The sequence below is a fragment of the Rhizobium centroccidentale genome, from assembly GCF_030182565.1.
GTDB lineage: Bacteria > Pseudomonadota > Alphaproteobacteria > Rhizobiales > Rhizobiaceae > Rhizobium.
Genome location: NZ_JAQJCG010000026.1, coordinates 30,789 through 45,443 on the forward strand (window position 1 = coordinate 30,789; position 14,655 = coordinate 45,443).

General features: G+C 57.6%; 12 protein-coding genes. All 12 read right to left on the minus strand.

Annotated elements, in window-relative coordinates:
* Positions 1-3: 3 nt before the first annotated feature.
* Entirely contained in the window at positions 4-543 is a 540-nt protein-coding gene (locus PH562_RS25985) for a DUF995 domain-containing protein (RefSeq protein ID WP_285176603.1), read from the minus strand.
* Entirely contained in the window at positions 540-1,958 is a 1,419-nt protein-coding gene (locus tag PH562_RS25990; RefSeq protein ID WP_285176604.1) for a UDP-glucose dehydrogenase family protein, read from the minus strand. The genes PH562_RS25985 and PH562_RS25990 overlap by 4 nt, the downstream gene beginning before the upstream one ends.
* Before the next feature lie 38 nt (positions 1,959-1,996).
* A complete protein-coding gene (locus PH562_RS25995) occupies positions 1,997-3,778 on the minus strand; it encodes a glycosyltransferase family 2 protein (protein ID WP_483315384.1) in 1,782 nt (593 codons plus the stop codon).
* Positions 3,779-3,822: 44 nt separating this feature from the next.
* Entirely contained in the window at positions 3,823-4,809 is a 987-nt protein-coding gene (galE, locus tag PH562_RS26000) for a UDP-glucose 4-epimerase GalE (RefSeq protein WP_285176606.1), read from the minus strand.
* Complete coding sequence (locus PH562_RS26005) at positions 4,809-5,822, minus strand: UDP-glucuronic acid decarboxylase family protein (protein WP_113228972.1); 1,014 nt, start codon at positions 5,820-5,822, stop codon at positions 4,809-4,811. The genes galE and PH562_RS26005 overlap by 1 nt, the downstream gene beginning before the upstream one ends.
* A 584-nt stretch (positions 5,823-6,406) precedes the next feature.
* Complete coding sequence (locus PH562_RS26010; RefSeq protein WP_075855018.1) at positions 6,407-6,745, minus strand: slr1659 superfamily regulator; 339 nt, start codon at positions 6,743-6,745, stop codon at positions 6,407-6,409.
* Positions 6,746-6,763: 18 nt separating this feature from the next.
* Positions 6,764-7,318, minus strand: a complete 555-nt coding sequence (locus PH562_RS26015; protein WP_285176607.1) for a slr1658 superfamily regulator — start codon at positions 7,316-7,318, stop codon at positions 6,764-6,766.
* A 4-nt stretch (positions 7,319-7,322) separates the two neighbouring features.
* Complete coding sequence (locus PH562_RS26020; RefSeq protein WP_285176608.1) at positions 7,323-9,683, minus strand: SpoIIE family protein phosphatase; 2,361 nt, start codon at positions 9,681-9,683, stop codon at positions 7,323-7,325.
* Complete coding sequence (locus PH562_RS26025; RefSeq protein WP_113228975.1) at positions 9,680-10,855, minus strand: class I SAM-dependent methyltransferase; 1,176 nt, start codon at positions 10,853-10,855, stop codon at positions 9,680-9,682. The genes PH562_RS26020 and PH562_RS26025 overlap by 4 nt, the downstream gene beginning before the upstream one ends.
* Positions 10,852-11,253 carry a ubiquinone biosynthesis methyltransferase UbiE gene (locus PH562_RS26030; RefSeq protein ID WP_483315381.1) on the minus strand — a complete coding sequence of 134 codons (402 nt, stop codon included), beginning with the start codon at positions 11,251-11,253 and terminating at the stop codon, positions 10,852-10,854. Before PH562_RS26030 ends, PH562_RS26025 begins: the two co-directional genes overlap by 4 nt.
* Before the next feature lie 48 nt (positions 11,254-11,301).
* Positions 11,302-13,005 carry a putative bifunctional diguanylate cyclase/phosphodiesterase gene (locus tag PH562_RS26035; protein WP_285176609.1) on the minus strand — a complete coding sequence of 568 codons (1,704 nt, stop codon included), beginning with the start codon at positions 13,003-13,005 and terminating at the stop codon, positions 11,302-11,304.
* A gap of 392 nt (positions 13,006-13,397) precedes the next feature.
* Positions 13,398-14,585, minus strand: coding sequence for a glycosyltransferase (locus PH562_RS26040; RefSeq protein ID WP_285176610.1), 1,188 nt, complete (start codon positions 14,583-14,585; stop codon positions 13,398-13,400).
* Positions 14,586-14,655: the final 70 nt, after the last annotated feature.

The following is a 14,655-nucleotide window of genomic DNA, read 5'->3' on the forward strand; positions in this document are numbered from 1 at the left end:
CCTCTATTCGGTCTTGCGGACTGTCAAAGAGGTCTTCAAGGCCTCCAGTCGTTGTGAGACCAGATCATCGGCGATCAAGTTTGTCGCCTCGTCGGTTTTCTTGGTGACGGGATGGCGAAACACGAACCATGCTCCGCCAGTCTCGCGTTTCTGATAGATCGTTCCATCGAGAATGCGATGGATGAAGCATGTCTTGGCGGGAAACTGGCCGTTTGCGGCGTGCCAGGTTGCCTCGAGACACAGACGGCCGGTGTCTGTCACAGCCCAGCGGCCTTCGGCCCAGGATTGTCCACCGGTTCCGTCGACCCAAGCCGAAAACCGACGGTCGGTATTCTGCATTCGGCCTGCGCCATCGGGCCAGCGCCAACTCTTGTCGTGATAGAGCATGTAAAGTTCAGCTGCCGTCATGGGTCTTGCTCCATCCGGCACCTTGGTGGTCGTCGCGGCTACGGCCGCATTGCTCCCCGCTGCAAGTCCAAGCACGATCGCACATGCCAGCGATGCTGCAGGGACCAGGGAGGTTTTCTTCCTTGATGGCTTCATATTGTTTCTCCCGTATCGTGGATTGGAACGAGCTTTGGGGTTGCAGCTTTCACGGCTCGCTGCCGGTTTCGTCGCTTGGCAATGTCACGCAGGCTGCTATGTGTGCTTGCCGACTTACCTATGGCGCAGACGTGAAAGCCAATCCGACGGGCGGCTTCCGTATCCAGCGCATTTCGCAGGTCTATGAGAACAGGCTGGCGCAGGTTCTGCTTGAGCTGGGCCAGGTCGATCTTTCGGATGGCGTCCCATTCCGTCATTACGACGACGGCATCCGCATTTCTTGCACATTCGTAAGGATCTTCGCAGAAGTCGACACTGTTGAGGACCTTCGCTGCATTCTCGATGCCGGCGGGGTCATATGCCCGGATGCGTGCACCCAGGCGCTGCAGGGTTTCGATGAGCGGCACGGAGGGCGCATCGCGCATGTCGTCGGTATCGGGCCTGAAGGTCAGGCCGAGAACGGCGATGGTCCGGCCGTCAATATCGCCGCCGAGTGCCTTGGTGACCTTACGTGCCATGCGCCGCTTGCGCATCTCGTTGACGGCAAGGGTTTCCTCGACGATACGCAGCGCCACGCCATGGTCCTGCGCCGCCTGCAACAGTGCAAGCGCGCTTTTGGGGAAGCATGAGCCGCCATAGCCGGGGCCGGCGGCAAGGAGGCTTGCCCCGATACGCTTGTCGAGTCCCATGCCGAGAGCCAACTCTCCGACATCGCTGCCCATCTCCTCGCAAAGATCGGCAAGCTCATTGATGAAGGTGATCTTCGTCGCGAGAAAGGCATTGGCTGCATGCTTGATCAGCTCAGCCGTCCGACGCATGGTGATGATGACGGGCGTATTCTGGCGCTCGATCGGGACATCATAGAGCTCGACAAGCCGTTTGCAGGCCCACTCTTCCTCTACGCCCAGGACGATACGGTCCGGAGCGAGAAAATCGCGCACCGCAACGCCTTCGCGCAGGAATTCGGGATTGGAGGCGACGGCGAAGGTGCCCGGCGTTCGGGCCGAGCCGATGATCCTGTGCACGGCGTCGCCGGTTCCGACCGGCACCGTCGATCTTATCACCACAATGCTATCCGCCGAGATAAGCGCGGCAAGCTCGCGCGCTGCGTGGTAAATGAAGGAAAGGTCGGCGTCAGCTTGTCCTGGCTGCGGCAGAGCGGCGAGCGCGATGAAGACGATAGCTGCGCCTTCGACTGCCTTTGCGATGTCGCAGCTAAAATCCAGTCGTCCTGCGGCATAGTTTCGTTCCACGAGCTCGTCGAGATCCGGTTCGTAGATCGGCATCCTGCCCTGACGGAGAGCAGCGATCTTATCGGCATTCTTGTCCACACAGACGACACGATTGCCCCATTCGGCAAAGCATGTGCCGCTGACCAAGCCCACATATCCGGTTCCAATAACAGCTATCTTCATGTGCGTTCCCGCCAATAGCGTCCTTCCCGTCATGAACCTCAGTTGTCCGTGTCACCCACGTGCCAGTGCGGATTGAGCACCATTCTGTGCAACCCGCGACCGCCAATTCCTGCGCCTGCCACCGAAAAGCGGTTGTCGAACAATACGTAGCCGTCGGTGTCCCAAATCAGTGATTGTACTCCGGCACGGCCGTGCTCCATGATGCCGGCAAATGGCAGGGCAGTCAGAGCAAGCAAAGCGCTGGCGAGAGCCGGCCGATAAAAGCGCTTGTTCGTGCGGAGCGTGTTTTCACGCGCATGCTGGACAATGATGACCAGCAGCAGCAAAGTGTAGATGGCGGCATTGATCGTTGCGAAGATATAAAAGCCACTGCTCTCTTCGGCACTGATGGACAGCACCGGCAAGACGGAGGCGAGAGAGAGAAGGGCATAGGGTGCAAGGACCCGGAACGGCAGCGGATCGACCTCCGATGTGCCTTTCGGCGTGACACGGAAATCCACGAACGATCCAGTCGCCCAATCGCGAATGGCAGCCAGAGCGCCCACGAGTGCCCACGGCCAGCGAGCAAACAGGAACATCGTCATCTCCCAGCTCAGGATCCTGGCATCGAGCGGTCTGAACGTGTGCGTACTGCGCCAGCGATAAGCGAACAGGATCAGCAGAAGGGATTGCGGCACGAAGTGCAACAGGAAGTCGGGATAGGAGACATCGACGAAGGTCTTGCCTCTAACAAGTGCGATGGTCGGCATGATGAACATCAGCGCCATGAAGAGCGAGAAGAGAGAATACCACAGCTGCGAAAACAGGAACTGGATCTTGAGACGTAGCGGCAGCCGTTTGATCAAGCTCGGTGTATATTGCAGCAGGATCATCATCAGGCTGCGCGACCACTGAAACTCCTGGGTGATGAGGTCGGCGAAAGTACGTGGACCGTCGCCATGCGCAATGGCATCGAGCGCATGAATGCCACGCCAGCCATGTGCATTCATCATCAGCGTGGTGGAGTGGTCTTCCGCAAGCTCTGGGCCCAGTCCGCCAATGCTCCTGAGGGCCTTGGTGCGAACGGCATAGTGCGAGCCGATGCAAAGCGGCGACAGCCCGTGATTGAACCCCGCCTGAAGCGATCCGTGCATGCTGGCTTCCGCATAGAGACGGCCGCGTGCCGACCAGCTTTCACCCGCATTCTGATCGCAGATGCTCGGCGCGGATACATAGCCGACCGCCGGATCGGCGAAGGGGCGAAGCATCTGGAAAAGATAGCCTTGCTCGGGCACATGATCGGCATCGAGCTGCGCGACGAAATCATAGCCGTCGTAGCCATAGTGATCGTAGAAGAAGGCAAGATTGCCTTCCTTGCAACGGGTGCGCCGCGGCCAGGTCTGGCGGTGATAGTCTTCGCGGCCCTTGCGCGTGGAAACCTGGACGCCATGTTTGCTGCACCACTCCAGCGTCGAGGGTGAAGGATCCTCATCCGCGAGCCAGGTGTCGTGCGGCACCGCCTGTGCCAGCATGGCATCCAACGTCCGGGCCACCACGGCAAAGGGCTCCGATGGTGCCTTGGTGACCACCATGGCGATGCGGCTGCCGACGGGAATGCGCAATTGTCCAGTCGGCTTTTCGGCGCGGAAGAAGACGATGATGAAATAGGCTGGAATGATCGTCACCCAGGCAAGCACCAGGGTCAGCAAGACCGATCCAATAGGGTCGACATGGTGTGCGGGTGTAAACCACCAGCTCCAGAAATAGACAAGTGCCGCAAGCCACAGCGTGGCGCAAACGACATATTCCGCGCGTTGGCGGCCTTGCAGGATGGGCGTCATCAACGCCCTGTCCTTCATTGCTTCAGCTCGTGTCCGGATCGATGTCATCCTCGCATCTCCAACCCGAAGAAGGGAGCGGCGGTCCGGATGATCGTTTCGATGTCCGAATGCAGGGCGCGGAAACCAAGTTTTTCGGCAGCAAGGTCCGAAGCGGCATACAGGGCAGGCGGATCGCCCGGCCGCCGCCTATGCATGGCGACGGGAACCTTGCGCCCACAAACGCGCTCGATCGCGCCGACGATCTCCTTGATCGACGTGCCGTGCCCTGTCCCCAGATTGACGGCAAGATTGTCACCGCCGGCCAATAGATACTCGACTGCTAGGACATGCGCTCTGGCGAGATCCAGCACGTGGATATAGTCGCGCACACAGGTGCCATCCGGCGTGTCGTAATCGTCTCCATAGACTTCCAAGGTTTCGATCGCGCCGGCCGTCGCCAGCAACGCGCGGGGAATGAGGTGGGTTTCGGGATCATGCCATTCGCCGAGCTCCCGTTCCGGATCGGCGCCCGAGGCGTTGAAGTAGCGCAACGCCACATAGGAAAGTCTGTAGGCGGCGGAATAGTCGGCAACCATATGTTCGGCAATGAGCTTCGTTCTGCCGTAGGGATTGATCGGCTGAGGCATCTCGCATTCACGGATCGGCAGATGGGCCGGAATTCCGTAGATCGCGCAGCTCGATGAAAAGATCAGCTTATCGGCTTGCGTGCGGCGGCATGCCTCCAGAACCGACAGCGTGCCGTTGACATTGTTGGCGTAGTATTTCGCAGGATTTTCAACGGACTCGCCGACATAGGCCGAGGCGGCGAAATGGATGATTGCCGCAGGCCTGTGGCTCTCGATCGCCTCCGCCAGACGGGGCGTGTCGAGAATATCGCCTTCCACGAAAGGCCCCCAGCGCACTGACGTCAGGTGGCCCGTCGAGAGATTGTCGTAGACGACGGGCTCGAAGCCCTGGCGATGGAGGAGTTTCGCGGTGTGGCTGCCGATGAAGCCGGCGCCACCCACGACGAGTATTTTTTGCCTGGCCATCACGCAACCTCGAAAAGCTCGCTGCTCGGACGAACCAACTGACGTTCGAAGTAGGCGATGGTGGATTTCAGCCCATCCGCCAGGGCGACCGACGGTTCCCATCCCAATTCGCGTTTCGCGACACTGATATCGGGCCGGCGCTGACGCGGATCGTCGATCGGTAGGGACTTATGGACGATCTTTGAGTTGGAGCCGGTGATTGCGATGACCTGTTCGGCAAGATCACGCACGGTAAATTCCGCCGGATTGCCGAGATTGACAGGTGTATGGATGACCGTTTGGTCGGCCATCAGGCGGAGGAAACCATCGATCAGGTCGGCGACATAGCAGAACGAGCGCGTCTGGGAGCCATCGCCGTAGACCGTAATGTCCTGGCCCCTGAGTGCCTGGACGATGAAATTGGAAACGACGCGGCCGTCGTCGGGGCGCATGCGCGGCCCATAGGTGTTGAAGATGCGGGCAATCCTGATGTCGACGCCGTGCTGGGCGTGAAAGTCACGGAAAAGCGTTTCGGCGGAACGCTTGCCTTCGTCGTAGCACGAGCGTGGGCCGAAGGAATTGACGTTGCCCCAATAGTTCTCGGGCTGTGGGTGCACCTGGGGATCTCCATAGATCTCCGAGGTCGAGGCCTGAAAGATGCGCGCCTGGTGATGCGTCGCTAGCTCCAGCAGATTGAGCGAGCCGAAAACGCATGTTTTCATCGTGTGGATCGGATCGGCCTGATAATGCGGCGGAGATGCCGGGCAGGCCAGATTGTAGATCTCGCTGACCGGCAGATCGAGTGACGCTATGACGTCATGGCGGATAAAACTGAACGTGTCGTAGCGAAGCAGATGCCATAGATTGTCCATCCGCCCGGTTGAAAAATCATCCACGCAGATAACTTCATGCCCATCCTGCAGAAGTCGGTCGCAAAGATGCGAGCCGAGGAACCCCGCGCCTCCCGCAACAAGTATTGTACGTCTCTTGGTATTTTTTGGAGCTATGCCTGCAGATTTGAACGCTATGCCCATCAAACCCTCCCGGTACTATAGACACGCAGCCGAGTATTCAGGGCGAAGTAATACTTCTGCCCTTGTTCTAGGCTTTTACAACTGGGAATTATTTCTGCAATTTACAGCTATAGTTTACTAATGTTTAACTATGCTGTCGTTATCAGGGAATGCAGAAGTTTTACATTCTGTCCATTTTTGCAGCTATCAGCACGGGTGCGTTCGTTCAAAAATAAATTACATTGAACGTACGATTTAAACTGACGTTTTTATTATAGAATTTACATATACTTTAGTATCACAAGATATATGCGAGATATCATAGAGTATTGTTATTTATATCCACCTCAGATGGCGAAGCCGACCGGCGTAAGAGAGAGCTAACCGAAATTCTGCTTCAAATAAATTCGCGCAATATGTTGTGTCCCGATGCGCCTCTTCTCCAGCAAGTTTTCGTGTCCGCGCGCGGCGCAACAGTGATAAAGCATCGTGGCTTATGCGAGATTTTGTAAGCGGACATCCCCATAAAGCTGAATATCCGAGCGGATGAGCTTTCGGACGCCCCATGGGGGCGCCCGGGATAAAGGGCGTTAAGCGTTTGATGGCTAAGTCAGGCGCAAATCCAGGCGCGGATGCAATTTTTTCAGGTTTGGCAAGGATTTCATCTGCCAGGGAATTTGCGAGGAGCCGCAGACGGTAAGATGGATATCTGGATGCTTGCGCGCCTCTATCGTCAGTTTGGCAAGCAGGTTGATGCCCGAAGAGTTCAAGAATTGCAGACCGGTGAGATCGAAAGTCGCTTTGCCTCCACCCCCATGAAGGATCGTCCGGGCCAGATCATAGACCGGCGCATAGGCATCGGGACCCGCCAGACGCATGGTTCCGTCGAAATATAAAGTACTGCCTTCGGACCAGACGCGGAATGCTTCTTCTTTGATTTCCATAAAAGGCCTCTCGCGGGTTCACGCCGATGAAATCGCCATCGCGGCATATGTTTGCAGTCTAATCCGCTTGTGCGGACCATCCTCATCGAAATGCCAGGCCAATTGAACCTGGTAGTCGCTCATCAATGTCAACAGTCCTAACCCGGATGCATCGTCGCCGGCAAGAACGCTTGCCTCGATCTGTTCTATCAGGAGATCGCCGGGATCGCCGGCCGTAACCCTAAGCAATAATTGTTGGAAACGGTCAGTCGCTTCTCGGTCGATCAGATTCATGATCCGCATCCTGAAATGATGGGCATCCCTCAGCGCCTCGATAAGAATCTCGCCAGAGGCGCGGAACTTGATAGAGTTTTCGATGAGCTCATTGGTCAGATAACCGATGTCGTGCCGCACCGTCTTGTATTGGCGCTCGGAAGCGCGGAAATCGAGCGCCAACGTTTCCGCGATAAAGTCAGATGTCATGGCCGAATGGCGCCATGCCAGATGAAGCGGCCCGTCGAACAGGCGAATGCGAAGGGCATTGGTGCCGTCGAACGAAACCAGATGTTCCTCGCCGAAAATTGCTGTTGTCATCTCCTCACCTGTGCCGCATCACCACAAGGGTAATATCGTCATGGATCTTATGGGTCCCGATATAGGTCATCAAATCGTCGAGTATGCCCTCGACGACTTGTTCCGCAGTCCCACCATGCAGGCGGCGGGCATCCTCCAGAAGCCTGTCGAAGCCGAATAGTTCACCCTTAGAATTCTCCGCCTCGGTGACGCCGTCGGTATGCAGGACCACCATGTCCCCCTTCTCGAAGGATACCTGCCGCGTGTCGATAAAGGGAGCTATGTCAGGCTCGAGACCAACAGGAAGACCGAGATCGCCTGTGTCTATCCGCTCCACCTTTCCGTCCTGGCGAATGATGATCATATCTTCGTGCTGACCGGATATGGTCAATCTCTCGCCGTCATAGTCGAGGAATGACAAGGTCAGATGCTTGTCCGTCCGGGTCCGTTCGATGTTCTTGAAGATTGCGCGGTTGAGATCGGTCAGGAATTTTGCCGGGTCCATCTCGCCTGCTTCCTGCAGGGCGCGGGCGATCGATTGCACCATCAGCATCAGCACGCCGCTCTCCAGCCCGTGGCCGGTAACGTCGCCGATGCCGATCTTCAGGTTGTTTCCGTTCTGGAGAACATCATAGTAATCGCCGCCGACTTCGTCAGCCGGGCGCATATAGGCGGCGATCTCCAGATGCTTGATCGCCGTCAGCTCCTTGGCCCGCGGCAGGACCATGAGCTGGATTTGCTTGGCGACGTTGAGCTCCGCACCCAGTCGCAGGTTTTCGTTCTTCAATTGGCTGTTGAGGGTTGAAATCTCTTCCTTTGCCGCCTCGATCTCCTGGGTCCGATCCGAAACGAGCTTTTCGAGGTTTTCGGTGTGGAAGCTGATATCCTCCGCCATCCGGTTGAATGCGATACCGGCCTCCGCCACCTCGTCCCTGGTCGAGATGTCGACCCTGACCGAATAATCCTTCGCCTGTATGCGCTTGGCGGCGCTCGCCAGCGCGCTGATGCCGCTGGTGACGCGCTTCGAGGCCGCAAAGACCGCCGCGGTGACGATCATCAGGGACACAAGGACCGCCATGATCTGATAGAGCAGGATGCGGTTGGTTGCCCGCGATATCTCATCCTTGGCTGCGATGAGCGAGGCGTAGATCTCGCGTTCGGGCACCACGATCCCGAGCGACATGACCTCGCTCTTGACCGGTCCGTCCACCCAGAGATTGGTCGGGTGCAATTGCTTGACGACCGCGAGGTAGGGAACATCCTCTCCCTGTTGGCTGAGGGTGATATGCTGGATTACCCCGTCGGCATCGAGCGGCAGCTTGGTGATTGCCGCTTGCGTGCTGTTGCGCAAGGATCGATCGACGCCGGTGACGCCCTTGGCGGCAGCATCGTTGGCGGCACGCAAGCCGATGACCTTCTCGCCGACGGGATTGATTGCGACGACATTTCCATTCGACATGGCGAGGAAGCCGAAGCCGGTCTGGGCGACTTTCACATGTTCGACGATTTCGGCAAGTTGTGTGAGCGTGATATCGGCACCTGCCGCACCGGCTACTTGATGCCGATCCGGCGTCCAGAGCGGATGAAAAAAGCTGACGATCAACTTGCCGGTGATAGCATCGGTATAGGGCGCGGTCTGGGTGATGTAATCGGCAACGGGGCGGGATGACGGGTTGGAGGCCCATTGCTGCCAGGATTCGTATAGGCCGGGAAAGAAGAATGTCCAAAAATCGGAGCTGTTGTGTCCGGGATAGAGCCGGTCGAAGGTCTGGGCCTGTGTCGTATAGGGCGCAGTCCGAAAAATCGGACGCTCCCTAGGCCCGATATAATACATCTGCAGCTTCGACGCGCCATTGTGCAGCAATGAAGGGGCGACCAGATCAAGCACGGCGCTCCATTCTATGTCGGCTTGTACTTGCGGCAGGGGATGGTGATCCTTGTCCAGCAGGTAACCCCAGACGCTGATGACCGAGGGCGTGCCGGGCAGGTTCTGTGACCACTGGCCAGCCGGGTCGTAGGTCACCGTTACGGCGCCTGGTGACGCTCTGCTCATGGCAGCACCGACATCGACGCTCCTGGCCGGATTGTCGATCTGCCCCTGCAGGACGCCGGCCAGCGCCTTCACATCGGAATGGACCTGGTCGATCAGCAGACCGACCTCTGCGGCGGTCGAATCCGCATAGGAGCGAATGTAATCCTGGCTCGCCTTCTCCAGGCCTTGTCCCACTTCCGTTGTGGCGTTGCGCGAAAGACGCTGGACGTTCCATAGCGCAAGCCCGCCGCTGACGAGCAGGTCGAAAAGAACGGCTCCCCCGACGACGAGTAGAAATTTGGCGCGAAACGAGCGCAGTCCGAGCCGTTGCTTGGCGATTGGCGCGTCTGTCATAGCGGTTTCTGTCCCGAAGAAGCCCAGATCGGCCAGCCGGCATAGCCTCTTGGATGGAGCGCGGCAAAAATATGATCGGCGAAACCTTGCTTGAATCGCTCGATGAATGCGGCCGAATCCCCTCTTCTAACAGCCATTTCATCCGCATAGACATTCTGCCATGCCGTGATGATGTCGGCGAAATCCTGGGGATCGCCGTCGAGATTGGTGACCATGAAGCTTTCCATCCGCACATCCTTGAAGCCGGCATCCAGCAGCATGCGGCGGCCCTTGGGACCCATTTCGACATCCATGTCGAAATGCGCGAATAGTTTCGCGACCTCGTTATAGGTCCATTGGATACTGTCCGCTCTAGGCTCGCCTAGGCAATGGGAGTTCTTCTCGTTGGTGATGTAGACCCTGCCGCCCGGCTTGCATATGCGATAGAGTTCGCGCAGCAGAACATCCGGACGGTCGAAGATCTGCAGAGAATGCCTGCACGTCACGAAATCGAACTGGTCGCTCTCGAACAGCATTTGGGATGCATCGCCATAGGTATATTCGATGTCCTGGACGTCGAAATCATCAGCGACCTTGCGGGCATATTCCAGGCTCGGCACGGAGTGATCGAGGGCAACGATCCGCGCCGGCTTGAAATCCTTTCGCAGCAGCATGGCGAAATCACCGATGCCGCAGCAGATGTCGGCGATATGCAAACCCTCGCGAAGGCCGTGCCGCGGCAATATCTCGCGCTCGTGCCGCCAGGTCATTTTCGTCTGGGTCCGCAGGATCGGGATGAAGCTCTGCTTCTCCACGAATGTCTGCCCGGGATAGAAGGCGGAATCGTAGATCTCGACGATGATGTTGGGCGACAGATCGCTCAAATGGCGAAACAGTCGCGATGCCCATGCAACGACGCTCGAAGCGACGACCGTCAGCTTGAGATCCGGCCTCGACCGAGTGGCATCGAGGAGCGCATGCGTCAGGGCGCGGAACGCCGTATTGTTCATGTGGATGACGCGCTTCAGATTGATGTAGCAGACGCCATTCACCGTCTCGATGCCGTTGCGCAGTAGTGCGAGATCGTCGGCAAGCTCGGCAACCGAATGCGGTCTGAGGACTCCTGACAGGGAGAATTCCTGATTATTGGCATCGAATTGCGCCGTGAAACGGCTAGAGGAGCGTGTGTTCAATTGAGTAGCCTTTCGAGTGCGATATCCACTACGAAAGTCATCCTTCCTCCATCCTGATCGGACAGCTCGATATCGGCATCATAATTGACGGCAAGACCAAGAAGGATCGCATGTTCGGCACGTGCGGCGTCATCGGTGATAACATGGAGATAGTTTGCAAGCGCCTGGCCGTCTCCGATGCGTTCGACGATCGCCTCATATGAATTGCGTTGTTCGGCCGAGCAGGGAAAGGTCAATTCGATCCGCTCGATCAAGCCATTTCGATAGAGGCGGCAGGTAAGAGTGCCGTCGCTTTCTCTGGTATGGAATGACATCTCGAAGAGTTCATTCAGGGCTGACGAAAGCAGGTTGGCATGGCGGATGGGATCGTGGCGATCGTGGCTGACCATGCGGGCCACATAAGTGGACCCCTCGAGAAATTCCCGAATGAAATGCGCTTCGGAAACTCACGGGCTGGCGTGATATTCGTCGAATGTCGTGGCCGGCTGAGTGCGTGCACCCTGCCTTATGAAATCATCAAGCTTGTCGGCGCTGAGCGGAGGGCTGATGCTGTAGCCCTGCAGTCGATCGCAGCCTTCTTCCCGGAGCCAGGCCGCCTGCTGCTGCGTTTCGACGCCTTCTGCGGTCACCCGCATATCAAGGCCGTGGGCGAGGCCGATCACGGAGCGCACGATGGCTTGGCTTTTGCCGTCCTGTAAAAGATCTCTGATGAAGTAGCGATCGATCTTGATCGTATCGAAGGGAAAATTCTTGAGATAGCTGAGCGAGGAATATTCCGTGCCGAAGTCATCGAGGGAAATCTGGATGCCGAGCACGTTCAGCGTGTTCAGCGTGTCGAGATTGTTGATCGTCCGCTCCAGAAGCACGCCTTCGGTGATTTCCAGCTCCAGGCGATCTGCCGGAAATCCGACGATATCGAGCGTTTGAGAGACGCGATCGGTCAGGCCCGGCGTCAGGAACTCTGCCGGAGAAAGGTTGACTGCAAGCGTATAGTGCTCCGGCCACGCTAAGGCCTCGCGGCAAGCTTCTTCCAGCATCCATTGGCCGATTTCGCGCATGAGACCGTCGGCTTCGGCCATGGGAATGAAAGCGGCCGGCGGAATGATCCCGAGGGTCGGATGCCGCCAGCGCAGCAGCGCCTCGAAACCGACCACATTGGACGGAGGTTCCACCAGCGGCTGATATTCGATGAAGAACTCGTCGCGCTGCAGCGCAACGCGCAGGCTGCGCCGCAGCAGTTCCCTTTGTTCGACCACGATCAGCATGGCCGGATCGAACGTCCGTGCCCGCCGCCGTCCCTCTTTCTTGGCGGCATACAGGGCGACATCGGCAGCCTTCATCAGCTGTTCCCCCTCGTTGCCGTCGCGTGGCGCAATTGCAATGCCGACGCTCACGCCGACGAAAAGAGAGATACCGTTGACGGTGAACGGCTTCTTGAATTCGGTAACCAGCGCGTCTGCCAGCCGTTCCGCCTCGAAGGCACGCTGCGGCCCGACCTGGATGATGGCGAATTCATCGCCAGCGAGACGGTAGACCGTTCCGCCCTGGCCGAGCGCTTCCTTGATTCTCTCGGCAGCGAGTTTCAGCACGATGTCGCCGGCACCGTGGCCGAGCGTGTCGTTGACGGGCTTGAAGTCATCAAGATCGAGCTGCATCAGCGCCGGCCCAATCTTGCCGCTCGCCGGAAGCAGTTGCGCGAGCGCCGCACTGAATTGGCGGCGATTGGGCAATCCGGTCAATGCATCATGTGTTGCCTGATGGATGAGCCTTGCTTTTTCACTGTCTTCGGATGACAGGTTCCCATGCTGTCTTGCCCCGCTGGTTTCGACAATCAGAAGGCCTACTCGAATACATGAGACGAGAACGTTGCGTTTTCCTCGCCTCGGATCGTCGAGCGGGATCGTGCGAGGTTCACCCGTATCGATTACCTGACGAATGAGCTCGGCAAGCGCCGGTTTTGCAAGTGCCGGATAGGCCTCCCACAATGTCACCTCGTTCTGAGGCGCAAGACCGATATGCTCTTTGAATCTCTTGGAGGAATCGAGCAGCTTAAGATCGAGATCCCAAAGCGAAACCACCGCCTCTAAACCGCTGTCGGATTCGGACTCATATGGAATTTGCTGCGACCGATCCACTCGGTTCTCAGGCATATGGCCTCGTCCTCCCCAAGCCGGCCACACAAAATCCGGCCATTGTCCAGTTTGAGCTGGTCCGTTCGCATCGGAGCATTGCGCGTCAACAACCGCAGTCTCATCGCGCGTGGGCGCAAGTCATAACTTACCAGAACGCGACAGCCGCTTTAAGTGAATATATTACGAGATCTTCATATTTAGCAATGATTGCTAAGAGATATGCAGATTAAATCGACGGCGGCGACATTGTCTGTTGCATTCCGGGCGCTAGAAGATTGTATTCTCGGAGTGGAGGCCGTGTGACGGTTGTAGTGCTTCCACAGGGCGGTTTCGATTGCTCCATGGTTGATTCGTGGAGCATGCCCGCCCTTCGTGCTTCTTTTCTGATCGGAGGTCGCTGCGCGCAGCTTCTACTGAAGTGTCCTGCTTTGCGGTTCCATCGCAAGGACCGGCAATTGTGCTTCGCGACCTCCTTGAACGGCAGGGTGGCTGCGAAGCCTTGCGGCCTTGCGGATCAGCAGCTCCTCATTGATGATCGCTTGCATGCTCGCAGTGAATTTACGCGGACTGAACTGTTCAGCATGTGCTTGTAGTGTTTCCGGGTGAAAGCGGTGCTGCATGGCCTCGAAATCGATCACGGCTTTGATCAGAGCATCGACGGACTGCTGGTCGAAGAGGATGCCGGTCACTCCCGGCGCGACCGTTTCCAGCGCGCCGCCACTTCCGTAAGCGATAACGGGCCGCCCGCTGGCCATCGCTTCCACCGGAACCATGCCAAAATCTTCCTCGCCGGGAAAGATAAGCGCACGGCAGCGCGCAAGCTTTTCCTTCAATATTGGAAACGGGGCACGGCCGAGAAAAGTGATCGAGGGACCGGCGATGCGTTTGAGCCCCTCCGCTTCGCTGCCTTCCCCGATGACGACCAGCTGGCGATTCATCCGGGTAAAAGCCTTCACCGCCAGATCGATCCGCTTGTAGGGAACCAGCTGGCCGGCGCAGAGATAAAAATCCTCGGTCGATGGCGCCGGCATGAAATCATCGACATTGACGGGGGGATAGACCACGGTCGCGGGCCGTCGATAATATTTGCCGATGCGGTCGCAGACATGATGCGAGTTGGCGACGAAGCGATCGACCCGCATGCTCGTATTGACGTCCCAGGAGCGTAGCATCGGCGCCAGCATGGGCAATAGGAGGCGGGATGCGAGGCCCGCATGGGATCGATAGAAATGATAGTGATCCCAAAGATAGCGCATGGGAGAATGGCAATAGCAGACATGCGTTGCCCCCGGCGGCGGGATGATGCCTTTGGCCGGGCCTGATTCGCTGGAAATGATCAGATCGTAGCCGGTAAGGTCGAAGCTCTCCAATGCGAAGGGCATCAGCGGCAAGAGCGATTGGTAGGTCTTGGCGGCACCCGGAATCCGCTGGAGGAAGGAGGTGAAAATCTTGTGTCTGCGGATCTTTTCGGAGACACGGCTTTCATCATAGACGAGAGTGAAGATATCGGCGTCCGGATACATGTCGCAGAGAGCCTCGACCACTTTTTCTCCGCCCCGCATCGACACCAGCCAATAATGCACGATTGCTACCCGCATTGCTCTTCCCTCCATGGGCCGAAACAACATTGGGCAGCCGGCAACTTTTGCGACAGGGCCTACATCGGTT

What these genes read in the sequence shown, in the direction of transcription:
- PH562_RS25985 (WP_285176603.1), bottom strand. Translation starts at nt 543, where the DNA reads ATGAAGCCATCAAGGAAGAAAACCTCCCTGGTCCCTGCAGCATCGCTG.
- PH562_RS25990 (WP_285176604.1), bottom strand. Translation starts at nt 1,958, where the DNA reads ATGAAGATAGCTGTTATTGGAACCGGATATGTGGGCTTGGTCAGCGGC.
- PH562_RS25995 (WP_483315384.1), bottom strand. Translation starts at nt 3,778, where the DNA reads ATGACGCCCATCCTGCAAGGCCGCCAACGCGCGGAATATGTCGTTTGC.
- galE (WP_285176606.1), bottom strand. Translation starts at nt 4,809, where the DNA reads ATGGCCAGGCAAAAAATACTCGTCGTGGGTGGCGCCGGCTTCATCGGC.
- PH562_RS26005 (WP_113228972.1), bottom strand. Translation starts at nt 5,822, where the DNA reads ATGGGCATAGCGTTCAAATCTGCAGGCATAGCTCCAAAAAATACCAAG.
- PH562_RS26010 (WP_075855018.1), bottom strand. Translation starts at nt 6,745, where the DNA reads ATGGAAATCAAAGAAGAAGCATTCCGCGTCTGGTCCGAAGGCAGTACT.
- PH562_RS26015 (WP_285176607.1), bottom strand. Translation starts at nt 7,318, where the DNA reads ATGACAACAGCAATTTTCGGCGAGGAACATCTGGTTTCGTTCGACGGC.
- PH562_RS26020 (WP_285176608.1), bottom strand. Translation starts at nt 9,683, where the DNA reads ATGACAGACGCGCCAATCGCCAAGCAACGGCTCGGACTGCGCTCGTTT.
- PH562_RS26035 (WP_285176609.1), bottom strand. Translation starts at nt 13,005, where the DNA reads ATGCCTGAGAACCGAGTGGATCGGTCGCAGCAAATTCCATATGAGTCC.
- PH562_RS26040 (WP_285176610.1), bottom strand. Translation starts at nt 14,585, where the DNA reads ATGCGGGTAGCAATCGTGCATTATTGGCTGGTGTCGATGCGGGGCGGA.